Genomic DNA, 24,800 nt, shown 5'->3' with positions numbered 1-24,800 from the left:
ATCACAAAGATTATTTGTTAGATTTAGAAAATAGTATATCTTTGCGAGACGTTCCCGTAGTTCAATGGATAGAATTTCAGATTCCGGTTCTGACGATGTGGGTTCGACCCCCGCCGGGAACACAGTAGGAGGCACTTTAAAAAAGTTGCCTCCTTTTTTATGTCCATAAAAACTGAGAATCAAATCATAAGTTCTGGTGCTGGTGATTTTTAATTTAGATCGGCTAATATAAATTAGTTAATATGTTTTCACATTATGCAGATTAATCAATTTCGTTGTATTGGTTGAAAGAGGCTGAAAGCATGACGAAATTTCCTTTACCATAATTTTTAGAGATCTGAAATTCTATCTTATCCGCAAAATGAAGTTCATTTCCCTTCTCATTATGGGAATATTGTTATCAAAATGAAAGACACTTCCTATCATCGTCTTTTTGAAAAACCACAAAACAAACTAACTATCAAACACTTAAAACAAATCCATGTCCATTGGAATGCTTTTGGCATCTAGCCAAATAAATATGAACCAAAACAATGGATGTAACCAAACAATGGATGTAACCAAACAATGGGATACAATGCAGTCAACAGATTTTATTGTATCTGTGATTCCGGAACTTTATTTGAAGTTAAAACGGCCAGAATTAAAAGATAAGATAGGAAAGATACTTCAAGTAATTATTGAATTTACGCAGGGAATACTATCTGCCAAAGAATGGCACCGTCTGGCATGGACAATGCAGGTGATGAACTACACGTACATTCGTGGAGATCTGGAAGTACAATCTAAAATCAAAACCATATTTATCGCTGCATTTGAAGATTTTAAAAGGGTATGTAGCCCAAATGAGTGGACACTTATCGAAAAGAAGCTCCCAATAATTTTGCGCAATGAGCATCGGCTTATGCAAGTAAATAAAAAAGATGAACAATTTAAAAATTGAAGTTTGATATGAAAGATATTTGTGAACCAGCTATTGATACCCGGTCTACTGATCCTATAATTGTGCGTACAGCTACAGTAGCTGATCTCAGATATGCAACTGAAATTTCCAATGAAACCAGTCCGTGGTACAGGAATAGGGATAAGAACCCCACAGTCAATCTGTCATAAAATCCTTGAAGGTAATGCAGTCATTGCCATAACCGAAGAAGGCAAATGGATCGGTTACATTTATCTGGAAACCTATGCAGAAGGAGAATTTATTTCCCATTGTGGGCTTATCGTCTCACCATCATGGCGAAGGAAGGGTATCGCAACGACTATGAAAAAACAGTTATTTGAACTTTCTAGATCAAAGTATCCAAATGCAAAAATATTCGGAATAACAACATCGTTAGCGACTATGAAAATAAACGCTAAACTAGGCCTATCGCCCGTTACTTTTTCTGAAATCACCCAGGAACCATCTTTCTGGAATAAGTGTCAAAATTGTATGAATTACCCTGATTTAAAGAAAAAAGAATTTAAGCTATGTTATTGCACCGCTATGCTTTTTGATCCAGCTATACCACAGAATAACGTTATTACAACAAATTGATACAACCCATGGATATTGAACAAACAATCTCGGCAATCATTTCAGTAGTTCCCGAATCGGAAGCAGAAATGAAAAAAGCCGAATCCGATAAGAATGCATATACCATCATTAAGATCTTCACAGCCCATATAAAATATTTTATTGAGGATAAATCGAATAAAAGATACCAAAAATCACTTTCCCTAATGAATACCATTTATCAGAAAGGCGATTCCCCTCTCCAGCGTGCTGTAGAGCAAATATTTATTTATTCTTTGGATCTATTGTTATTTTGCTGTGGTCCGCGCCAAAGAAAATCTTTCATCAGCTGGATACCAATAGACTTATATACTGTTTATATATCTCAGATTTCTCGCTCCTGTCTGTAATCACAAATAATAGACACTCCTTCTAAAAAAGCATTTGGAAAACAGATATCGAGAAATCTGTAAAATATTCCTGCCCAGGTTTACATCCCCCTTGTTTTATTACTAAAACAGAGGGGCTTTTACATTAAAAATAAGGCTATTTATAAATGAAGTTCATTAAAATATTGTTAATTTTAAATCAGAATCCTAACATAGGTATATGTAACGAAACGACCCTGACTAAACTTCAAACTTCATTCTACAAAAGGCAAATAATAAGTTCATGCAAACAGCGAATCTACATACTCTTCCATTTGACAAATCTTTTGGATCGATTTCTGTCGACCAAAGAGAGAAAATCGCTATAAAATTACCAAGGAACATCAGCGAAATTATTTTCACATAAAAAGCTGCTTTTGATCAAGGAAACTTCGTCAATTTGATGGTCATACAACGAATCATTGTCCATTACAACAAGAAGTAGTGTCAATACAACTAATGGTAGCGCTATTTATCCCATGATCTATCATAGGCCAACTAACTTTGTCGTATCAAAAAGTATAAAGAAATGATGCTAAATTCTAAATCAATTGGCAATAAAATTGCCGAAGCTAGAAAGAGAATAAATCTTTCACAGGCAGAACTTGCCCTGCAAATTTCGATCAGTCCACAGGCGGTCGGTAAATGGGAACGAGGAGAGTCTATGCCGGATATCATAACGCTGAACCGACTTGCAGAAATATTTACCGTAGACCTCAACTATTTCTCTGAAAGCTTCCATAAGAATCTAACCGATCCTAAAGAACAGGAGTCTAGCCATCCAAACCACCATCTAACTGATATCGGATCAAAATCCGAAAATCAAGCTGGCCGCCACTGGAATATGTCGAAAGGTAATTGGGAAAATGCGGACTTCTCGGGTTTGAAGAATCTGGAGGAACAATTCAGCTCTTCTAATATCAAAAATTGTAAGTTTACAAATGCAGATCTATCGGGGCTGATACTTAGCAAGAATAATATCGAGTTATGTGATTTCTCTTCCTCAAACCTCACCAACAGCAAGATACAATCCTCCAATCTATTAAAAAATCAATTTAACCAATGCTCATTTAGAGATGCCAATTTTTCGAGAAGCAATATTGGTCAATGTAATTTCTCTGATGCCGATTTGACGGGTGCCATATTTGATACGGGCTATTTTGAGCATAATGAGATGACCAATACGCTATTGAAATGCACTTCATTTATAAATACAGGGGTAAGTGATGTTATTTTTGAAGGTAGGATTGAAGATTGCCATTTCGAAGGTTGTGGATTTTACAAAGTCAAATTCCAGCGTGCTATAATTTTAAATACCTTCTTTAAATACAATAGAAAATTAAAAAAAGTAACATTCGTCGATTGTAAAGTTGACAGTCTAACCTACGCTTTTCTAAAGAATAATGAAGCAAACTTGACAGGTATAACCCTCCTCGACTAACTATTACAATACGTAATGAAACAGTGAGGTATAATAGCGCTATGCTAAACGATAAAATAAAGCACTATACTGCCCGAGAATAGTGCTTTATTTTAACCTAATTGAAAGGCTTATACATACAGTTTATCACCCACTTTTTTATCCTTATTAAGTGTAAAACAAAAAGTGCTTCCCGCACCATATTCACTTTCGACCCAAATTGTACCGCCTTGTGCTTCGATAAATTCCTTACTAATACTCAAACCCAAGCCGGTACCTTCTTTTTTAGTCCCTGGAATACGAAAATACCGTTCAAAAATCTTTTTTAGATATTGAGACTGGATTCCCTGACCGGTATCGGTGACCGAAAACCTAATCTGGGTATTTTCAGTCTCGGTTTTAATATAGATCTTAGCATTGTCATAAGAATACCGAATCGCGTTGGAAATTAAATTGGTAAGCACCCAGGCCGATTTCTCGCTATCGGTTATCGCCGTCAATGCATCTGGAGCCATTTCTATTTCGATCTGTATATTTTTATTGTCAGCGGAGGACTTATTGGCATTTACCGCATATTCAATAATCGGCTTGATCTCAGACGGGAGCAGGTTTATTTGTATTGTGCCACTTTCGACCTGCGTGATATTGAGCAGCTCTCCGGTTATCTTAAGTAGCCGCTCCGTGTCGTCTTTAATCCCGTTGATCAGATCCTTTTGCTCTCCATTCAAAAGACCAACCTTTTCATTCTCCAACAATTGTACCCCCATCTGGATAGATGAAATAGGCGTTTTAAATTCGTGCGAGACAGTTCCCATAAAGTTTGTCTTTGCAAGATCAAGCTCTTTAAATGGTGTTATGTTACGCAATAGAATCACCTGACCAATAAACTTGCTCTCTGTCTCTCCTGTTGGAATGATATTGATGTCAATTACTTCTTTTTCAAAATAACTTTCCTTGCCATCCGCATAGATTTTTAGCTGTTCTGCTTTATTGCTCTTTAACTCTGGCAGAAAGATATCTTTTATAATATCTCTGATCAAATCATTGTTCACCGCGATGTCCTGAACGGCCTTTCCAATGAAATCCTCTTTGCGCAAGCCCGAAATATTGAGCGCTTCGTCGTTGGCAAAAAGTACGATTTTGTTTTCGTCAATCCCGATAACCGGATCGTGCATATTGTCGATCAGCGCCTCAATACGCTTTTTCCCTTTTAGGATCTTTTCTAGCTTGCTTTCCGAATATTCTTCCAGCTTTTCTGCCATGGTGTTAAATGACCGGGCCAGATCCCCAAATTCACTATGTCCCCCAAAATTCACCCGTTTGGAGTAATTTTGACTGGCAATCTCTTTGATACTTTCCGTTAATTCCCGAATAGGATTGGCAATATTGGACGGAAGATTGACCAGTAAAATGACAGCGATCAAAAAACATAATCCACCTGTAAATGAAATGATCAATATTGCCTTTCGGGCTGTTTCATCGGCAATACTACTTTTTCTACTGATTGCATCCATGTTTAACCGCATCAATTGAGTGATATCTTTTCTGATGAAAGAACTCAGGGCTATATCATTCGGTTTATTTTTAAGTAAGCCAAAATGCTTGACAACAAGGTTTGTCGTTTCAATCTCACCTATTTCGGTTACATTTCTCATTTGTAGGCTCAAATTATGTTGAAATGTATCAATCGCTGCATCATCCTTCCCGATATCTTCCAATGCCAAGAGCATATTCCGTGAATAGAGCAGTGTATTGTAGTTTGCGACAAGTATATTATTCGTATCTCTTTTGAGCTGATTAATATACCAACCACTAATAGCAGCCAAGGCCACTATTAAAATAAATAGGAGCCCAACCCCAAATGTCAATTTTGCTTTAATTTTCATCTTATGACAGTATTACGAGATCAATATTCTCTTGTGATAATTTATTTAACAATGCATTGAAAGTATCTGTCGCAAGGATAATCCGGATCAAATTGATATGTGGCTTGCCAATACACACTGTTGTTATCATACGCTCTTCGCATTCCTTCATAATGGCTTTAGTGGCATTTTTTGCTTTTACCTTAATAATTTCGGCCCCAAGTTCAGTCGCCAGTTTAAAATTATTGATGAGGTGCCGCTGTTTATCCAAGGCGATCCTATCTACACTTTCTTTTGGAACCTGTACATACATGACATACCATTTGCTATTGTAATAATTGGCTAAACGGGCAGTTTTCCGAATCACATTTTTAGCTGTTTTATCATTGGAACTGATGCAGGCCAGAAAACGTTCCTTTTTGACATTTCGATTGAGAACGACCTCAGTTTCGACTTTGCGTTGAACCTGTGCGGCGACTTCCTTCAATGCGAGTTCCCTTAATTGGAGGATATGTTCACTTTTAAAAAAATTACTTAGCGCCGACGCGATTTTCGAACTTTCATAAATTTTTCCTTCCTTCAACCTATTAATTAATTCCTCTGCTGTTAAGTCTATATTGACAACTTCATCTGCCTGTGCCACGACACTATCTGGAATCCGTTCTTGAACATCAACACCTGTGATATCACGAATCTCGTTATTAAGGCTTTCAATATGCTGAATATTGACGGCACTGATCACATTGATACCAGCATCAAGGATATCCATCACATCTTGCCATCTTTTTTCATTTTTACTTCCTTCTATGTTGGTATGAGCAAGCTCGTCAACAATTACAATCTCTGGACGAAGACTCAAAACTGCTTGCAGATCCAACTCCTCCAGCTCTTTACCTTTATAAAAAAGCCTTCTACGGGGAATCAAGGGCAGGCCCTCCAGTAATGCGTGTGTCTCTGCACGAAAATGCGTCTCAATATAACCAATTTTAACATCAATACCATTCCGTAATAGCGCATGGGCTTCCTGAAGCATACGAAACGTTTTCCCTACTCCTGCACTCATTCCGATATAGAGTTTAAATTTACCTCTCCGGGACTTCTCGATCAGATTCAAAAAATGTTCGGCACTCTTTCTTTCATCCATAATATATAATTACTATGTTTTATAAACTTACAAATTCCCCTTAGACAATTCGCTAAGGGGAACCACTAAAAATAGAGGGATAATTAAAAACGAACTGTCAATGCAGTAACCAATGAAGAATTATTTTTTTTCATTTGATTATCCCGTTGAGCAAATACAGCGTCTTTACTATTCAGATTTTTCAGTTCAGTTCGCCAGACCACATTCGGTAAAATCTGATAGTCGACATTGAGCGATGCACCAAATGTCTGAAAACCATTTTCCGTCTTCGTAGTGACAATGACCCCACTCTTATCCTTGTAATATTCACCCCTAGCGGCGATGCTCATCCTGTCAGTAGGGCTGTATTTCGCAATTAATGCCGGAGTGTACCATGTTGCATATTTATTGCTTCCTTTCTCTTTTTGCTGTGCTCCAATGTCAAATCCGGCAATCAGCGCAAATTGTCCACTGACCTGAAACTGTCCATACAGATTGTGGAAATAACGCATTCGTCGTTCACTCTCCGGAAAATCATTTCCGATAAAGGAGCTGCTATTTAAGGTCACCTTAGCCGAAGGACGGAAAGTCAGTTGATGTCCAAACGCAGGGGTAGTGTTTCCATCCACCCGCTGGATACGCTGCCATCCATTTAGTGCCAAAATCGCCATGGTCCATTTGCCATTCGCCGTACCATAGGACAATTTTGCTCCCGTTTCAAAATAAGGAGAATTATCGGCCATCATGCTCCTTGTCAATGTATAACAGTCCGCACCTATGGCGCTCTCAACACCAATATGTGAAGGTAAAATACCTGCATCTAACCACAGATTATGATTTTTGGAAAGCTTGACCCCTATGTTAGCTTCATAAATATTCTTTAAGACCCCCGGTTCGGCTATATAATTCGCGTTCATATATGAGCCTACACCGAAACCGAGATTCGCTCTTGTATATGGTGTTTCATAGGCTGCTTTGATCATACCCAAGTTTAAACTGACTTCATTATTTCTATTGTGGCTATAAACAAACCCTGGTCGAGTATTCGATTTAGGATTATTGAAATCCTGCTGATAATATAGCTCTGCGTAACCGCTGATCAGCAGACTTTTTTTTGATTCTTCCTGAGCCAATAGGCTTCCAGTTGCTCCCACCATCAGGGTAGAGAACATCACTATTTTTTTCATTTATTACAAATAATTTATCTAAAAAACTACCGGCTCTGATCAGCACGAAGACGAATTAGACAGAGCCAGATAGTTTCAAGGTTGGAGTTTTCTAATTCTGTTTTCCGATATTATCCAAGGCGATATTGAGTTTTAACACATTGATTTTCTCTGGGCCAAACATTCCCCACAATGGCTTTTCGGTATTGTCTTCAATCAGTTGATTTATTTTGTGCTCTTCGACACCTCGTATTGCTGCAATACGTTTGACCTGAATTTTCGCTGCTTGAATCGAGAAATTGGGGTCCAAGCCACTTCCACTAGCCGTAATCAGGTCCACTGGTATTTCCGATTTCTTGATGCCAGGGTTGTGCATTAAAAATGTATCAATGCGCGCCTCTACAAGTGTTAGGTATTCGGCATTTGAAGGTCCCTTGTTGCTCGCGCCCGAACCTGCTGCATTATAATTTACGGCCGAAGGTCTTGACCAAAAATAATTGTCAGCTGTGAAAGATTGTCCAATATTAGCATAGTACTTTTTGCCATGATTTTGGATAATTTTTCCTTTTCCAGCATTGGATGAAAATTGAGCTACCCCCCAGACAGCAAGTGGATAGATAACCGCAAAGAATACAATCATGACGAAGGTCAACATGAATGCAGATAGAATATTTTTTTTCATTTTTTTATATGTTATGGAGATAAAATCCGAAGGAAACTTGTCCTTTATGAAGTTTAAAATCCAGATGTATCTAATAATTAGAAGAAAACAGATATTAACATATCTATCACCTTAATACCTAAAAAAGGAACGGCAACCCCACCTAATCCAAATATGAGCAGATTTCGACGTAATAATGCACTTGCTCCAATTGGTTTATAGGCAACACCTTTCAGCGCCAATGGGATGAGCATCGGAATGATGATCGCATTGAAAATTACCGCCGATAGTATTGCACTTTCGGGACTGTGCAATTTCATGATATTCAGTCCTTGCAAAGCCGGGATGGCAGTTATAAATAAAGCCGGGATAATGGCAAAATATTTAGCCACATCATTGGCGATACTAAACGTTGTTAATGTTCCCCGCGTCATCAAAAGTTGCTTACCAATTTCAACCACCTCAATCAATTTTGTCGGATCGTTATCTAGGTCGACCATATTCCCCGCCTCTTTTGCCGCCTGTGTACCCGAATTCATCGCTACTCCCACGTCGGCCTGAGCTAAAGCAGGAGCATCATTTGTTCCATCGCCCATCATTGCGACCAAACGCCCTTCAGATTGCTCCTTTTTGATATAGTTCATTTTGTCCTCAGGCTTAGCTTCAGCGATGTAATCATCCACACCTGCTTTATCGGCAATAAATTTTGCTGTTAAGGGGTTGTCACCGGTTACCATCACGGTTTTGATCCCCATTTTGCGAAGGCGTTCAAACCGTTCATGAATACCCGGTTTGATCACATCCTGCAACTCAATTACGCCGAGTGCAACTTCATTTTCAGAAACGACTAAAGGCGTTCCTCCATTTTGGGAGATTGCTCTGACTCTCTCTTCAACTTCTTCCGGGAATGTATTGCCAGCTCTTGTAACAAGATTTTTAACCGCATCAGTTGCACCTTTTCGGATACGTATGTTTTCATAATCTATACCTGAACTTCGTGTTTCAGCTGTAAACTTGATGAATTCAGGGTTTTTCACATCATAACTCAACGGATTGATACCCGCCAGTTCTATAATGGATTTGCCCTCCGGTGTTTCATCCGCCATGGAGCTCAATACAGCTGCTTTTATTAATTTATTCTCATCAATACCATGCGCAGCATAAAAATGGGTTGCTCTGCGGTTACCAATTGTAATCGTGCCAGTCTTGTCCAATAGCAAGACATCAATATCGCCGGCGGTTTCCACAGCCTTACCACTTGTTGTAATAACATTCGCTCTCAAAGCGCGGTCCATGCCGGCAATACCTATCGCTGAAAGCAATCCACCAATAGTAGTTGGGATAAGGCAGACAAACAGCGAGATAAAGGAAGCAATTGTGATACCTACATTCGCATGGTCAGCAAATGGTTTTAGTGTGACACATACAATGATAAATACTAATGTAAAACCGGCCAACAAGATTGTTAGAGCAATTTCATTCGGTGTTTTTTGTCTTGAAGCACCTTCTACCAAGGCAATCATCTTATCGAGGAAGCTCTCGCCAGGCTGTGTTGTTACCTGAACAACAATTCTGTCGGAAAGAACCTTCGTTCCTCCTGTTACGGAGCTTTTGTCACCGCCCGCTTCCCGAATGACGGGTGCAGACTCCCCTGTGATTGCACTCTCATCAATGGTAGCAAGACCTTCAATAATTTCACCATCAGAGGGAATAACATCCCCAGCTTCACAGACAAAAATATCACCCTTTTTTAACTGAGCAGAAGAGATGGTATGGCCATTTTTAAGTTTAGCCGGAGTTTCTTCTCTTGTTTTGCGCAGGCTATCCGCCTGCGCTTTTCCCCTCGCTTCAGCGATAGCTTCGGCAAAGTTGGCAAACAACAGTGTGAGTAATAGGATAATGAATACGGCAAAGTTGTAACCAAAGCTACCCTGTCCCTTTGCCCCCGCCAATGTCCATAAGCTGACAATCAGCATAATCATTGTTCCGATCCATACAGTAAACATGACTGGATTACGAAACATTGTTTTCGGATTCAGTTTCACAAAAGACTGTTTCAGTGCTTCCTGTACCATATCTTTTTGAAACAGTGATGTATTATTGTTCATTTCTAATGTCTTTAATCAACGTTTAATAAAGTGAAAAGTATTCTGCGATGGGACCTAATGCCAGCGCTGGAAAAAAGGATAGCGCAGCAACAATGGCGATAACAGCAAAGACCATAAGTCCGAAAGTTGCTGTATCTGTTTTCAATGTTCCATCTCCCTCAGGAATAAATTTCTTTTCGGCCAATAAACCCGCGATAGCTACCGGTCCAATAATCGGCAAGAAGCGAGACAGAATGAGCACAAAACCTGTACTGACATTCCACCAGATGGTATTGTCTCCCAATCCTTCAAAACCACTACCGTTGTTTGCAGCCGATGAAGTGTATTCATAAAGCATTTCACCAAATCCGTGAAATCCGGGATTGTTCAATGTTGAAGCTGTGTATTGTGGCATTGCGGCCGCCAAAGCCGTACCGACCAAAATTAGAAAAGGGTGCAACAAGGCGATGATCATTGCTATTTTCATCTCCCGGGCTTCCACTTTTTTACCTAGAAACTCTGGAGTTCTCCCCACCATCAAGCCGCTGATAAATACTGCGAGAATGATGAAAATAAAAAAGTTTAAAATCCCAACACCACAACCACCATAAAAAGCATTAATCATCATAGCGAGCAGTTCATTCATTCCGGATAGTGGCATGGTACTATCATGCATTGCATTTACAGATCCTGTTGAAATCACTGTGGTTACGATACTCCAAAAACCAGACGCAGGCGCACCAAAGCGAACTTCTTTACCTTCCATCGCGCCAAGAGAATTATCAATCCCCATTGCAGCTATCGCTGGATTGCCTTTGGTCTCCATGATAATATTCGGAATAACAAGCAAAAGGAAGCCGACGGTCATCACGCCAAAAACCATCCAGGCGAATTTTTTCCGCTTGATAAATATGCCCATGGCAAATATCATGGCTAAAGGAATGATGAATTGCGCAACCATTTCGACCATATTGGAAAGGTAAGAAGGGTTTTCAAAGGGATGTGCAGAGTTTACTCCAAAAAAACCACCGCCGTTTGTACCAATATGTTTGATCGCTATAAATGCCGCTGCAGGCCCTCTAGAGACGGCAACGGTATCTCCCTGTAAAGAAATTATGGTATCCTTTCCTTCGAAAGTCATAGGTGTGCCCTCAAAAGCTAAGATGATAGCCACCACGAATGAAAGCGGAAGTAGGATACGTGTACAAGACTTAACAAAATAATTGTAGAAATTTCCCAATGTATTTGCTGTGCGGTCGCGGAATGCTCTGAAAACAATTACAGCAGCTGCCAAACCGATGCCAGCACTCACAAATTGTAAGAACATCAACCAATATTGCCCCAAGTAACTCAGCCCTGTTTCTCCCGAATAGTGTTGCAAATTACAGTTAACAACAAAAGAGATTACGGTATTGAACGCAAGGTCAGCAGACATACTCGGATTATTATCCGGATTCAAGGGTAGACTACCCTGCGTCATTAAAATGAGCATTCCAAGTAAAAACCAGATCAAATTAATCGTGACCATCGCCACCATCTGTTGTTTCCAGTTCATTTCAACCTGAGGATTGATACCACTAACCTTATAAAAGATCCTTTCCAGGGGATTAAATATGGGGTCAAGCAGTGTTTTTTCGCCAGCATATACTTTTGCAATGTACTTGCCCAACGGTATTGCTAGTAATACCGATACGACAAACATGACGATTATTCCTAAAATTTCTGTATTCATTTTTTATTGATATTATTTCAGTTTTTTCTTTTAAACTACCCGATGAAATCCTGTAAAATGAGGGCTTACCTCATCCACCTCCCATCGGTCATAGCTTTTTAAAATTTCTCTGGTTTTAGTAGTACATAGCAGATGTATACAAATACACCGATAGCTACCACAAATAATGCTGTCATATAAAAGATTTTTGAGTGATATAACTGTTGCTGTTCTGCAGCAGATATATTTGTTTAAGATTTTGCGGAATATGTTGGTACATGTAAATCCACTGTTCTGTCGTACATCTTCTTCTCATGCCTCGAAAAGAGCGTACAAATAGGTTTTCAATAATATCACGCACATGTTCATTTCCTCTTTTGTAGAGCCAACTCATGTATTTTAACCGAACACCTATTTTTTCAAGCTGTCCTTCTGAAACCAGTAGATTGAAGTGGTTTACAATAGCTTGAAATATTCCGGCGAAATTTCTCCGGGAAGACAATGTGTCGATTTGTTCCCTTATTTCACCATAGTGTTTGGCCAGATAGTGACTTGCCAATGTTTCATTTATTTCGTTCATTTTTCAAATTTTCTCAAAAAAGCCAATAGACTTGATGAATAGTCCGAAGCAGGCTATACCTGCGATAATTAATACAAACGTTATCATTTTCTTATTTTATTAAACTGCACTAAAATGTTTTATAATTGCACCGACATTCAATACCGCTAGCATGACAATCAGCATGAGGTGGTACGATTCTAGCCATTGGCGAAACGAAGGCGGCTCTTGTCTCTGTTCCCATTTAACATTTGTATTGTTCATTTTTACATTTCTTTAAATCCATTATGCCAAATTGTATTCCAACAACAAAACAAAACAAACAACAAGCTGAATAACAACATATTGAATATAAAAACAACACATAACGACTAAAAAAAACCTTATCATTTTGATAGCATTTTTCTCAAAATGATAGGACTTCCAATCCTATTGGAATGAATGAATCACACCATACCGGCCTTTAACATGAATAACATCTATCCAGTTAGAAAATTGAATGACAGAAAATAAATGGAATAGCTATATATCGTTGGTTACTATATGATAAATTGTTATGACCGATTAGCTGTCAATAAAAATATAGAAGTTGCTATTCGATTTCTGATCGATGCATATTGTTCAATTTCAAAGCAGCTGTAAGAAAGGAAAAACTTCAGACCGCCATTCCTCAAATTTGAATAATTGGTTCTAGCGAAAACATCATAATTCGTGCTGGCGTTTTCTACTTTAAAGTAAATCGCAGTCGTTTTTACTTTACCTTGACTTTACAGCGATACAGATCGACTAAAAAGTCTTACCTTTGTTTATGTGTTTAAACATATATTTTATTTCTTTTATCCTTAACTCTTTTTAGGGTATAAATCGATGTTGAAAATTGTTCTTTTAACATCCCGTTTAATATCATGCTAGGTTTTTCTTCCTATCATCATCGTTTACCAACGAAATTTTACAATGACAAAAACACTTACCTGGATTGCATTATCCACAATTTTTCTATTTTCCATTACAATTTCATCTGCTCAGGAATTGACATATTCAAAGCCAACGAAGCAGGATAGCGTAATAGTATTACAAGACAGTTTACATATTAAAAAAAATCTTTTCAAACGAATTACGAGTTATTTTGAAGAGGCAAAAAAAGACAAGTCACAAAGTAAATTTGACATCTCATTTATAGGTGGGCCAAACTATTCTGTTGATACAAAACTTGGCTTAGGCCTGATGGCCTCAGGACTTTACAGAATTGATAAACATGATTTAAGTCTCCCGCCCTCAGATGTTGCAGTATACGCCAATATTACCACAAGTGGCTTTTTCTCAATCGGTGTCCAGAATACAACAATTTTTCCCGAGAATAAATATCGCCTGAATTACGATATGAATTTTAAATACCTACCGACCAGATTCTATGGGATTGGCTATGAGGCCGGCGCATCAGGTCTATATTCGCGATATGATGAATACCACTTGGGACTAAAATTCGACTTACAGCGAAAAATACTTCGCAATACGTATGTTGGATTAATATTCTCGGCGCAGAATATTCGCAGCAAAAACTTTGAGGATATCTCCTTTAAGCCTGACCAAAATACGACGAATACGGCGATAGGCTGGGGTCTTCTAGCATCCTACGACAGTAGAGACTTTATTCCTAATGCAAGTAAAGGCTTATTTATTCAATATGAACAAACATTCTTCCCGGCTATTTTTGGAAACGGGAATTTCTTTAATGCAATAAAGTTCACGACAAGAGCATATCAAAATTTATGGACAAACGGCCTTATTGCCTTCGATTTTAACGGAGAATTTAACAGTAGGGAAACTCCTTGGACAATGATATCAAAACTAGGTGGACCGCGGCAGATGAGGGGTTATTTTTTAGGGCAATACCGTGATCGTAACCAGCTCAATAGCCAGGTGGAATTACGGCAAAAAATACATGGCCGTCATGGTGCCGCGTTATGGGGCGGAGCCGGAAACGTCTTCGAATCCATAAAAAAAATCGACTGGTCACATACCCTTCCTACCTATGGCCTAGGCTACCGATGGGAATTCAAAAACAGAGTAAACGTGCGCCTTGACTACGGCTTTGGTAGAGGACAAAACGGTTTCTATTTCAATATTTACGAAGCATTTTAATGAAGACAATTACAAAAAATCCAATTGTTCTATTCTGGTACTACATTTTAGTAAATATGGCTCCCAGTTTCTATTTTGCTATGACCCAACCCGTAGATGGATTAGGAAAGTTGACTATCTTATTCTTTCCGTTGGGACTGTACATGCTAATTTTTTCTGTGTTAAAAAATACGGGATTTAGCCTGCTGCTAACCTTTCCACTCCTATTTTTACATGCTTTTCAGATCGTACTTTTCTACCTGTATGGTGAGGACGGAATCGCGGTGGATATGTTCCTCAATGTAGCCTCCACCAATACTTCGGAGATCAATGAACTGCTCAGCAGCCTATTACCCTCAATCGCCTTAGTACTCGTGCTCTACGTCCCGGTTCTGGTTTTCGCTATACGCCAATGGATCCAAAAGAGCTATTTAAGCAATATCTTTAGAAGGAAGACTCAACTGTCAGCAACATTATTTTTAGTATTGGCTCTATTGTTATCCGCATTCAGTACACTAAAAAATAACGATCCTCTTATCTTCAAAAACGACATATATCCGATTAATGCGATAAACAATCTGGTTTTGGCTATTAGAAAGATAGATAAAATAAAACACTATCGGGAAACTTCAAATTTGTTTAAGTTCGATGCAAAAAGGGAATCATCAGATCTTTCAAAAAGACAGATTTATGTACTAGTCGTTGGCGAAACTGGCAGAGCCGACAATTGGTCGCTATATGGATATCATAGAGAAACGAACCCCTGCTTAAAGCGGCAAAGAAACTTGATCGTATTTAAAGATGCATTAACTCAGTCCAATACAACACATAAGAGTGTGTCGATCCTCTTATCGGATGTCAAAATCACTGATTATAATAGCATATACAAAAGAAAAGGTATTGTTGAAGCTTTTAATGAAACGGGCTTCACCACGATATCCCTGTCCAATCAAGCTGAAAATGGCTCTTTTATCGAATATTTTACCAAGAGTGCAAAAGTGTATAAAACGCTTCGCACGACGAACAAAAAAACCGGAGTCACTCAAAATCATTATGACGAAGAGCTTATCCCTTTAATGCAAAAGCAGATCCAGGAAAATAAAGGTGACTTATTTATTTTACTCCATACCTATGGATCGCATTTTAAATACATGGATCGCTATCCCGAACAGTTCAGAAAATACATGCCCGACCATATCAGTAATGTCAGCAGATCTGAACAGGACAGACTGGTCAACGCCTACGACAATACCATCTTGTATACTGATCACTTTTTATCATCAACCATTGATGCCTTGAACAAAACGGGTGCAAAAGTCGCCCTATTATACACCTCTGATCATGGTGAAGACTTGATGGATGATAATAGAAACAAATTTTTACATGCTTCACCGACGCCTACATATTATCAATTAAGAATTCCGTTTATTATGTGGTTTTCAGATTCCTATGTAGCCGACCATAAAAATGCCATACAGGCTGCAAGTATAAACAGTAAAAAACCGATTTCAAGCAATGCCGTCTTCCACACAATGCTGAATGCGGCCCAGCTGTACAGCCCTTATTTGGATACCACACTATCATTAATTCATAAAGATTTTAAGATTGCCCCGCGCCTCTATCTTAACGATCACGATATCGCTGTTCCTTATCGAAAGATGAACCTGAAGCAAATGGATATCGAAATGCTTGAAAAGAATGGTATTAAAAATTAACAAACAATTTGTAGCGTCAGTTTACCACTGCGAATAGTATTATCGAAAATTAAAAATATAATGAATATAAAATTACAATCATGGCTTTTAGTCCTAGCCTTACTTCCTGCTGCGACAAAAGCCCAAAACGAGAAAGTAGAGGCCCTACCCCTAGGTCATATGGACCAATGGCTAAAGCGGGAAGTGAAAGAATCATTTGTTATAGGCGGGAAGACACAATACCTCTATGAAATTACAGGTTCCAAAGAGAAGCTTCCGATCAATACGCCTTATCAAAATAAAAACTCACCATGGGCAACGTCGTCCGTATTGGCCACTGTTAGTGGGATCACCAAAGGTAGTGTGACAGTATTTCCGGAAATTCGGGACAAAGGCTATGCTGCTCGGCTCGAAACACGGATTGAGCGCGTAAAAGTATTTGGTGTTATAAACATTAATGTCTTAGCATCTGGAACCATTTTTTTAGGAGAGATGCTTGAACCCATAAAAAGTACAAAGAATCCTCAAAGTAAACTTATAACCGGTATTCCATTTTCAAAAAAACCAAAAGCCTTACAATTTGACTATAAAGTCATCACTGGAGGAGCTTCTAGATACGTCAACGGCATGGGGAACGGTTCGGATGCAAAAAGAACCGACAAAGCCGAAATACAGATTCTTCTACAGAAAAGATGGGAAGATAAAGATGGTAATGTGTATGCGAAACGCATTGCTACGGGATGGAAATTATTGGATAAAACCGTAAGCAACTGGATAAACCAATATCGTCTACTCGTGAATTATGGAGATATCAGTAAACAAGGCTATTATACATCAGATATGCGGCTAAGAGATAATTCAGATGCTTATTATACTAAAAATAGCAAAGGTGCTATCGTTCCAATCCATGAAGTAGGCTGGGGAACTAAAGATGACGCCGTAACTCATTTAATTGTACAGTTTTCTTCTAGTAATGGCGGTGCTTATATTGGAAATACCGAGAGCCGCCTTTGGATTGATAATGTTGGCCTGGTTTATGAGTAAAAGTGTAAAATTATAAATAGATTGTAAAAAGGATCAATACAGCTTAAAAATGCGAGTTCTAAGAATCTTAATTGGTGAATCCAAAAAAAAAAAATTGGCACAAACTCAGCGAGGCGCTGTATTCACCGCATAAATTTACATTACTAAATAATAAGAAAGACCATCAAATGATGGTCCTTCTTATTACAAATCCTTCTGTAATAACTTATGCTGCGAAGCGGTAAAAATATTCCGGAAGATTATATTGATTTCATGATCAATGGCGGCCCCCGAAATTCCGGTATGCGGATAGAGCCTTATTGTATTTGTCAAGATAGATTCCACAAAATCTCGACTTTGCACCCCTATCTGTTCATAAATCGCTGCATTATCATTGCCATCATGAAGATTTACCCAAGAAAGAGCGGCCAAATTCATTACTGCCTCCCTCCGATTAACATAATCTTGCTGAAAGTCATCGAGTACCCTAAACGCTTCTTTACTTTCAGTCTTCTCCCATTTGGATTGATTGCTTTTTAACACAAATAGTTTTTCGATTAAATCCAGAAAGCGCTTATACATTCCCGTAAAGTTGGCCAATAAGGTTAATTCCGCAAAAGGCATAAAGGGATATTGATACAACAGCTCGCTACGTGTACTTTTTGCCGCATCAATCTCAAAAGACTGCCTACCATCAACGAGTATGTCTTCCAGCGAAAAGGAATGCGAAGCCGTAGCCTCCAATCCAAATGTATCCCAGTCGTAATGCACCAGTACATGGTCACGATCCACAAAAAATGATTTTATCAGTGGTTCACCTTTTTCGTCCAAAACGGGTTTTCCTGCCTCCTGAATTGCAGCATTTAAGGTAAAATGGGTTAAATGAGGAGCTCCGGTAGCATATTTCCAAAAACCGCGGAGCCGATAATGTTCCCCTTCACGTGTAGCTGTACCTGATGCCTGCCCACTGCCGCCAAAACAAACCCGATCCGTTTTGAAAATCTGATCTCCTAAAACCGGATCAATAAAACCGACAAAGAGATTTGCTCCCGAGCATAACGTTACTGTCCAGGCTAATCCCCCATCCCAATAAGCCAGGTCAGCCAATAAATTGAACCCTTCAGGTAGACTTAATCCCAATCCACCCAATGCAGGTGGAACCCAGATCTTAAACCACTTTTTGCGATAAATGAGCTCGAGTTGTTCATCCGACAATGTTTTCTGCTTTATTCCTTTAACCTGATTATCCTTCAGTGCGGCGATATCCTCGCTACAGAGTTGCATATCTTTCTTCACTTATTATTCTCCTCCAATTAAAATATCCGCTAAATGCCATTACAAATAAAAACAAAGTCAAACCCGAATAAAGAAATAACCCTTTATGGATCAATAAAGGAATTGCCATCAGATTACTAATATTCAACAATATCCAATTTTCTATCTTCCGTTTTGCCAATAACCACATCCCTGCCCAAGCGGTACAGGAAACTGCAGAGTCCCAAAGCGGTACATCCGAATCCGTTAAATGTACCAATCCGAAATAAAACAACAGAAAAGCGAGAGCGCAGATTCCCCCTACTATCCACCATTCTTTCGGCTCACAATGCGTTATGGGAGCAGCAACATCACTACTATATTTCCAATAGATCCAGCCATAGATGCTCATGACCAAATAATAGAGATGTAGCAATATTTCTGCATATAGTTTCGCATGGAAGAGTACGTATACTGAAATTAAGATACCAATAATCCCAAAAATGTAATTGATCGATTTATTTTGACGGGAAAACCAAACCTGTAAAATACCAAAGGATACCCCTAACCATTCCGCGATGGTGGCCTGTTGGATCTGTTTTATAAAAGCTTCGAAAATTGTTTCAGAAGTCATCGCCTTGTTTATTATTTCGTGTAATTCATAATAAACCTATGGGAGAAAAACGGACGTTTTTATTGAAATTAAATCCCTACGCCAGCATTACCTGGATCAGGTATATAAAAGCGATTGTATAAGGAGTTACAATCGCTTTTATTGGGTATAATCTCAGCCGAGAATGACCATGGTCATTCCAAGCACCCCATAAGTATATTTTCTGTCGAATTGATTATTCTATATCAATCAATTTCAACGCTTTGTGCGTCCGCGTACGCGTTTCTTTACATAGTTGCGCATCATCGTTCAATGATTTCCCATGTGAAGGAATCATTTCACGTAGTTTTTTACGGTATTCATCTGACTTCGCACGTTCAGGGAAACATTTCTTCAACAGGCTGATCATGATAGCAACTGACGTCGAAGCACCAGGAGAAGCTCCTAATAGCGCAGCAATAGAACCATCTGCACTAGAAACAACCTCTGTACCAAATTCCAAAATTCCACCTTTCTTTTCATCTTTCTTGATGACCTGAACACGTTGTCCTGCTTTCTCGATAACCCAATCCTCCAATTTAGCTGTAGGCATAAATTGTTTTAAAGACTCTAGTTTATCTTTTGGTGACTTCATGACTTCAGTAATAAGATACTTCGTCAAAGGTAAGTTGTCAAGTCCGGCGGATAACATCGGGCGGATATTGGACAATTTGATGGAAGCAGGTAGATCGAAGTAAGACCCCTGTTTTAAGAATTTAGTCGAGAAACCTGCATATGGTCCAAACAATAACGCTTGTTTGCCATCAATATAACGTGTATCTAAGTGCGGTACAGACATTGGAGGAGCACCAACAGAAGCTTTTCCATACACTTTCGCATGATGTGTATTTATGATCTCTTCATTTACACAACGTAGCCATTGGCCCCCTACAGGAAATCCGCCATAGCCTTTCGCTTCTGGTATTCCAGATTTTTCCAACAACAACAACGAGTGGCCACCGGCCCCAATAAATACAAACTTTGCTTTGATTTCTCTCTTTGTTCCTGTCTTTAAATCTTTGACCTCCACTTCCCAACGGCCATCGTCTTCACGTTCGATGTCGATTACTTCATGGTTTAAGGAGATCGAAATATTTTCTTTATTTTCAAGGTTAGCGATCAAATCACGTGTCAACGACCCAAAATTAACATCGGTACCCAGATCCATTTTTGTCGCAGCAATTTTTTCATCGGCCTCGCGTCCTTCCATCATCAATGGAATCCACGATTTCAACAATGCCGTATCTTCGGTATACTCCATCCCTTTGAACAAGTTTTGGGTCGTCAATGTTTCCCATCTTGTCTTTAGGAATTTAGCATCTTTTTCACCAAAAACCGCACTCATGTGTGGAATACTACGGATAAAATTTTCAGGTTGGGCAATAATGCCTTTATCAACGAGGTAGGACCAAAATTGCTTAGACACTTCAAATTGCTCAGCAATTTTAACTGCTTTATCAATCTTTACAGAACCATCTTTCTGTTCGGGGGTATAATTTAACTCGCATAAGGCAGAGTGACCCGTGCCAGCATTATTCCAAGCGTCAGAACTTTCAGCAGCCACAACATCCAAACGCTCAAGAATTTCAATATTAACGTCTGGGCTTAATTCATTGATTAGAGTACCCAAAGTAGCACTCATAATACCGGCGCCGATCAGAACAACGTCAACTTCTTTATTTGATTTTTTGCTCATGTTTTTGTGATTGATGCAAATTTAATATAGTTTTTGGTAAACGTCCAAGTCTTTTGTCAAAAAACTGTACTTTTTAGAACCACTTATTCAAAAATACCATTGATTTATTAAAATAATCCTAAGTGAGTGATCGCTTACCGTAAAATTCTAAAATTGTTTCCGGAAAACACTCCCCCACTCCAAGATAAACACAAGGTCAGCACACAATGTTTTCCTATTTTAAACCGTTATTTATCGAAAGATTTTGTGTTATAATATAGTTTTAACATTTTTGCAGAACATCGAAAGGCAATAGTGTATACAATAGCTAAAAAACAAGATCATTTATTCGCTGATACGATGGTATCGAAAAAACACAAGCACTGTGGCATAACCAAGATAAACCAAATGGAAACGAGTTCATGTTTCGTATTGAATTCCAGTAACAGACAGGCTGTGAGAGAAAGACAGGGCGTTGAAAATGGACATAAATGCCTAAGTGTGAATAATTGAAGAACAAATAACTTATACAGATGAAAATACTTGAAGGAAAAATTGCTTTAGTAACAGGAGCATCAAAAGGAATCGGAAGGAAAATTGCAGAAGTGTTTGCACAACATGGTGCTAACGTCGCTTTTACATATCTTTCTTCTGTCGAAAAAGGACAGGCGCTGGAACAGGAGCTTCAGGCTTTCGGTACCAAAGTGATTGGTTATCGCTCTGACGCTTCAAAATTCGAAGAAGCAGAACAATTAATCAACGCGATCGTTGCCGATTTTGGAGGATTAGATATCGTTGTAAATAATGCCGGTATCACAAAAGACGGCTTGTTAATGCGCATGACCGAGGAGAATTGGGATGATGTATTAAATGTCAACTTAAAATCCGTCTTTAACGTTACAAAAGCCGCTTCGAAAATTATGATGAAAAACCGTAAAGGTTCATTTATCAATATGTCTTCAGTTGTGGGCGTTCAAGGAAATGCTGGTCAGGCAAATTATGCGGCATCAAAAGCCGGTATTATCGGGTTCACAAAATCTGTCGCAAAAGAGTTAGGTTCTCGTAATATCCGTGCAAACGTAGTTGCACCAGGTTTTATACGCACCGAAATGACAGATGTATTGGATCCTAAAGTTGTGGCTGGATGGGAAGCCGGGATTCCATTGAAACGTGCTGGAGATCCAGAAGACGTTGCCAATGCTTGTCTCTATTTAGCATCTGACTTATCGGCATACGTAACCGGACAGGTTCTACCTGTTGATGGTGGTATGTTATAAAAATTAACAATGTGAGGTCAAATTTTTTAAATTTGACCTCACATTGCCCCTTATTTATCTTTACTGCCCTACTCCGATCTATCCCTTAAACCTCAATATACTGAACACAGAGGGCTTTCCCTTTCCTTCTGATTACAGAATTTACAACCTCTGCATACCTGTATTGTTAGTACTAGCAAATAGCTTCAATAGATCTCCGATAAGAAGGAATCTATAAGTCCTCACAATATTTCCAAATTTTAGTTAATTTTGTCCATTAAATTTTTAAATGCCATGACGAACTGGAAGGATTTTTTTGAGATTAAAACCGAGGATGATTTTAATCAACATTGTTTAGATACCTACCAATTCCAAAGTCAGCATTGTAAGATTTACCGTGACTATATAAGGATCCTAGGAAAAGAAAAATCCCCGATACAGCACTATACCGAGATCCCCTTCTTGCCTATCGAATTTTTTAAAACCCAACAGGTTATCGCAGCTGGAATGGACGCCGAAATTGTGTTTTCGAGTTCGGGGACAACAGGTATGGTTACCTCAAAACATTTGGTCGCCGACCTCAATATTTACGAACGTACCTTTCGTCGGATTTTTGAAGATTTTTATGGTCCGCTGAGTAATATTGCAATTCTGGCACTTCTACCCTCTTACCTCGAAAGAAGCGGTTCTTCTCTAATCTATATGATTGATGATCTCATGAAGCAAAGTGAGCAACCAGAAAGTAACTATTTCCTCTATAACCATCAAGAACTATACGATACACTTGTTGAACTCAAAAATAAAGGAACAAAAACAATCCTCTTTGGAGTGACTTACGCGCTGCTCGACTTCATCGAACACTATGCCTTCAAATTCCCTGAATTGATTATCATGGAAACTGGAGGTATGAAAGGTAAGCGTAAGGAAATGGTCAAACAGAAAATTCATAAACTTCTGGAAGATGCATTTTCCGTAAAAGGAATTCATTCTGAATATGGTATGACAGAACTTCTATCACAGGGCTATTCTGTGGGACAAGGGATTTTTCAGCTACCGAAATGGATGAAGATATTAATACGCGACACAAATGATCCATTGAGTTTGATTCCTTTGAATAAAACCGGCGGAATTAATGTCATTGATCTCGCGAATCGTTATTCTTGCTCATTTATAGCAACACAAGATTTGGGCAAGGTTTATCAAGATGGTTCCTTTGAAATATTAGGGCGTTTTGACCAAAGTGACATCCGCGGTTGTAATCTATTGGTTCAATAACGATCTGTAATTATCAACCGAACCGGATTTATCCAATGAGTATCATTCCTCCGAGGAAAACTAAAATTAAAGTTTAGCCCTGTATTAGATTAGCTCCATATTAGATACGATTACATCACAATTGCCAATATCAAAAAAAAGACACCTGCTCAGACGTAATGACCAGGTGTCTTTTTTAGTATAAGAATATCCTCCTATTTCAAACTCGGATCCTCAAAGGTATTGCCCGATCGCATATCGCCCGAATCATATCCTTTTTTAAACCAGGCCATACGTTGTGCAGATGTACCATGTGTAAATGATTCAGGAACAGCATACCCTTGGGCCTCTGTTTGTAATTTATCATCCCCAACAGCTTCGGCAGCTTTCATACCATCCATAATATCATTATAATCAATTTTTATATCGGTTAAATCATTGATGTAATGCGCCCATACACCAGCATAAAAATCCGCTTGCAGCTCGGTCATAACGGAGATCCTGTTATTTTCACGCTCGCTCAGTTTCCCACGGGCTTGATTGGTCTTCGGCAATAATCCCACCAATTGTTGGATATGATGTCCGACTTCATGCGCAATTACATACGCCATGGCGAACTCTCCTTTTGCACCGAATTTATCCGAAAGTTCTCTACTAAAGCTCAGATCCAGGTAAATCTTTTGATCACCCGGACAATAAAAAGGTCCGTAAGAAGCCTGCCCCATACCACAACCATCCGTTTGTGTTCCCCCATCGTAAAATACAAGTGTTGTAGGGGTATAATTTTTCTGCATCTGCTCTTTAAAGAGCTTTGCCCAAACATCCTCGGTACTCTGAAGTACAGTTAACGAAAATTCAGTTAGTCTTTTTTCCTCAGGATTTAACTCACGCGGCTGTCCCGACTGTTCAGTTTGCGCCCCCATATTTTGGGCTTGCTGTAAGAGTTGCATCGGATCTCCACCCATCAAAAATCCAATGACCAAAACAATAATTCCACCAATTCCTCCTAAAGCAATTTTTCCTCCCCCCGACATTCCGCGACGGTCCTCAAAATTACCACTTTGCTTGCCTCCTTGCCATTTCATAGTATTCCTATATTACAGTTAATAATCTTTTCTAATGTTGGTTAAACACAAATTCGGTACCAATCTTCTACATGGAGTAAATTTATTTGAAGAAAAAATTTACTCCACTTTACCTCATAGCCCGCATCCTATAAATAAATTTACCAGCAAACAAATGAAAGCCATAAGCAAAAACAATGCTTTATAAGAGTAAAAACAGGAATTATTTCCCTAAGTCGTGATATTCGTCATTGTACATCAAAGCAAATTTGGCTAAGTTTGGGCTTTC

Annotated in this window: 20 protein-coding genes, 1 tRNA gene and 1 riboswitch; of the genes, 9 read left to right on the top strand and 12 right to left on the bottom strand. The window is 38.8% G+C overall.

Translation table 11 applies throughout. The annotated features are described in order from the left end of the window. The first annotated feature begins 50 nt into the window (after nt 1–50). The 4 genes from ACLCDV_RS09585 (at nt 51) to ACLCDV_RS09570 (ending at nt 3,367) form a co-directional block, all read left to right on the top strand. Nucleotides 51–122: transfer RNA gene (locus ACLCDV_RS09585), tRNA-Arg, on the top strand. Between the two features lie 398 nt (nt 123–520). Beyond that, a complete protein-coding gene (locus ACLCDV_RS09580; protein ID WP_411973528.1) occupies nt 521–943 on the top strand; it encodes a hypothetical protein in 423 nt (140 codons plus the stop codon). Between the two features lie 111 nt (nt 944–1,054). Continuing rightward, nucleotides 1,055–1,540: a GNAT family N-acetyltransferase gene (locus tag ACLCDV_RS09575; RefSeq protein WP_411973527.1), complete on the top strand. Its 486-nt coding sequence runs from the start codon at nt 1,055–1,057 to the stop codon at nt 1,538–1,540. A 915-nt stretch (nt 1,541–2,455) separates the two neighbouring features. Then, complete coding sequence (locus ACLCDV_RS09570; RefSeq protein ID WP_411973526.1) at nt 2,456–3,367, top strand: helix-turn-helix domain-containing protein; 912 nt, start codon at nt 2,456–2,458, stop codon at nt 3,365–3,367. A 110-nt stretch (nt 3,368–3,477) separates the two neighbouring features. Here the strand turns inward: ACLCDV_RS09570 and ACLCDV_RS09565 are convergent, their stop codons facing one another. The 8 genes from ACLCDV_RS09565 to ACLCDV_RS09530 all read right to left on the bottom strand — a co-directional run bounded on the left by ACLCDV_RS09565 (nt 3,478) and on the right by ACLCDV_RS09530 (nt 12,539). Next, nucleotides 3,478–5,232 (bottom strand): ATP-binding protein, encoded by a 1,755-nt coding sequence (locus ACLCDV_RS09565; RefSeq protein WP_411973525.1) that lies wholly within the window; start codon nt 5,230–5,232, stop codon nt 3,478–3,480. Between the two features lies 1 nt (nt 5,233). Then, nucleotides 5,234–6,355, bottom strand: coding sequence for a sensor protein KdpD (locus ACLCDV_RS09560; RefSeq protein WP_343567123.1), 1,122 nt, complete (start codon nt 6,353–6,355; stop codon nt 5,234–5,236). 83 nt (nt 6,356–6,438) lie between these two features. Then, nucleotides 6,439–7,521 carry a porin gene (locus tag ACLCDV_RS09555; protein WP_411973524.1) on the bottom strand — a complete coding sequence of 361 codons (1,083 nt, stop codon included), beginning with the start codon at nt 7,519–7,521 and terminating at the stop codon, nt 6,439–6,441. 91 nt (nt 7,522–7,612) lie between these two features. Continuing rightward, nucleotides 7,613–8,182 (bottom strand): K(+)-transporting ATPase subunit C, encoded by a 570-nt coding sequence (locus ACLCDV_RS09550; protein WP_317667446.1) that lies wholly within the window; start codon nt 8,180–8,182, stop codon nt 7,613–7,615. Nucleotides 8,183–8,259: 77 nt separating this feature from the next. Next, nucleotides 8,260–10,269, bottom strand: a complete 2,010-nt coding sequence (gene kdpB / locus ACLCDV_RS09545; RefSeq protein WP_411973523.1) for a potassium-transporting ATPase subunit KdpB — start codon at nt 10,267–10,269, stop codon at nt 8,260–8,262. 22 nt (nt 10,270–10,291) lie between these two features. Next, complete coding sequence (gene kdpA, locus ACLCDV_RS09540) at nt 10,292–11,980, bottom strand: potassium-transporting ATPase subunit KdpA (RefSeq protein WP_317667448.1); 1,689 nt, start codon at nt 11,978–11,980, stop codon at nt 10,292–10,294. A 98-nt stretch (nt 11,981–12,078) separates the two neighbouring features. Next, a complete protein-coding gene (gene kdpF, locus ACLCDV_RS09535) occupies nt 12,079–12,156 on the bottom strand; it encodes a K(+)-transporting ATPase subunit F (RefSeq protein WP_120259290.1) in 78 nt (25 codons plus the stop codon). Continuing rightward, entirely contained in the window at nt 12,153–12,539 is a 387-nt protein-coding gene (locus ACLCDV_RS09530; RefSeq protein ID WP_317667449.1) for a hypothetical protein, read from the bottom strand. The genes kdpF and ACLCDV_RS09530 overlap by 4 nt, the downstream gene beginning before the upstream one ends. Nucleotides 12,540–13,472: 933 nt before the next feature. On the opposite strand from ACLCDV_RS09530, the gene ACLCDV_RS09525 reads away from it, so the two are divergent. From ACLCDV_RS09525 to ACLCDV_RS09515, 3 genes are read left to right on the top strand one after another with little or no spacing between them, the layout of a single operon-like run. Then, nucleotides 13,473–14,660: a BamA/TamA family outer membrane protein gene (locus ACLCDV_RS09525; RefSeq protein ID WP_411973522.1), complete on the top strand. Its 1,188-nt coding sequence runs from the start codon at nt 13,473–13,475 to the stop codon at nt 14,658–14,660. Continuing rightward, complete coding sequence (locus tag ACLCDV_RS09520) at nt 14,660–16,354, top strand: phosphoethanolamine transferase (protein ID WP_411973521.1); 1,695 nt, start codon at nt 14,660–14,662, stop codon at nt 16,352–16,354. The genes ACLCDV_RS09525 and ACLCDV_RS09520 overlap by 1 nt, the downstream gene beginning before the upstream one ends. 60 nt (nt 16,355–16,414) lie before the next feature. Continuing rightward, a complete protein-coding gene (locus tag ACLCDV_RS09515; RefSeq protein ID WP_411973520.1) occupies nt 16,415–17,377 on the top strand; it encodes a PCMD domain-containing protein in 963 nt (320 codons plus the stop codon). A 183-nt stretch (nt 17,378–17,560) separates the two neighbouring features. Here the strand turns inward: ACLCDV_RS09515 and ACLCDV_RS09510 are convergent, their stop codons facing one another. The 3 genes from ACLCDV_RS09510 to ACLCDV_RS09500 all read right to left on the bottom strand — a co-directional run bounded on the left by ACLCDV_RS09510 (nt 17,561) and on the right by ACLCDV_RS09500 (nt 20,958). Next, nucleotides 17,561–18,640 carry an acyl-CoA dehydrogenase gene (locus ACLCDV_RS09510; protein ID WP_411973519.1) on the bottom strand — a complete coding sequence of 360 codons (1,080 nt, stop codon included), beginning with the start codon at nt 18,638–18,640 and terminating at the stop codon, nt 17,561–17,563. Beyond that, nucleotides 18,627–19,244 carry a nicotinamide riboside transporter PnuC gene (gene pnuC, locus ACLCDV_RS09505; protein ID WP_411973518.1) on the bottom strand — a complete coding sequence of 206 codons (618 nt, stop codon included), beginning with the start codon at nt 19,242–19,244 and terminating at the stop codon, nt 18,627–18,629. The genes ACLCDV_RS09510 and pnuC overlap by 14 nt, the downstream gene beginning before the upstream one ends. A 55-nt stretch (nt 19,245–19,299) precedes the next feature. Next, a riboswitch (TPP riboswitch) is annotated at nt 19,300–19,444 on the bottom strand. 14 nt (nt 19,445–19,458) lie between these two features. Continuing rightward, the gene (locus tag ACLCDV_RS09500) at nt 19,459–20,958 is read right to left on the bottom strand and encodes a malate:quinone oxidoreductase (RefSeq protein ID WP_333575523.1); all 1,500 of its coding nucleotides are present in this window, start codon (nt 20,956–20,958) and stop codon (nt 19,459–19,461) included. Nucleotides 20,959–21,470: 512 nt separating this feature from the next. Between ACLCDV_RS09500 and fabG the strand changes: the two genes are divergently transcribed. Then, the gene (fabG, locus tag ACLCDV_RS09495; RefSeq protein WP_317667456.1) at nt 21,471–22,214 is read left to right on the top strand and encodes a 3-oxoacyl-[acyl-carrier-protein] reductase; all 744 of its coding nucleotides are present in this window, start codon (nt 21,471–21,473) and stop codon (nt 22,212–22,214) included. Between the two features lie 273 nt (nt 22,215–22,487). After that, on the top strand, nt 22,488–23,468 hold the full coding sequence (locus ACLCDV_RS09490; RefSeq protein ID WP_411973517.1) for an acyl transferase: 981 nt from the start codon (nt 22,488–22,490) through the stop codon (nt 23,466–23,468). Nucleotides 23,469–23,662: 194 nt separating this feature from the next. Here the strand turns inward: ACLCDV_RS09490 and ACLCDV_RS09485 are convergent, their stop codons facing one another. Beyond that, nucleotides 23,663–24,532 (bottom strand): neutral zinc metallopeptidase, encoded by an 870-nt coding sequence (locus ACLCDV_RS09485; RefSeq protein WP_317667458.1) that lies wholly within the window; start codon nt 24,530–24,532, stop codon nt 23,663–23,665. Nucleotides 24,533–24,800: the final 268 nt, after the last annotated feature.

It is taken from the genome of Sphingobacterium sp. Lzh-3, assembly GCF_046764375.1.
GTDB lineage: Bacteria > Bacteroidota > Bacteroidia > Sphingobacteriales > Sphingobacteriaceae > Sphingobacterium.
Note: the sequence above shows the minus strand (reverse complement) of the source record. Positions and strands in the feature narration are given on the sequence as shown.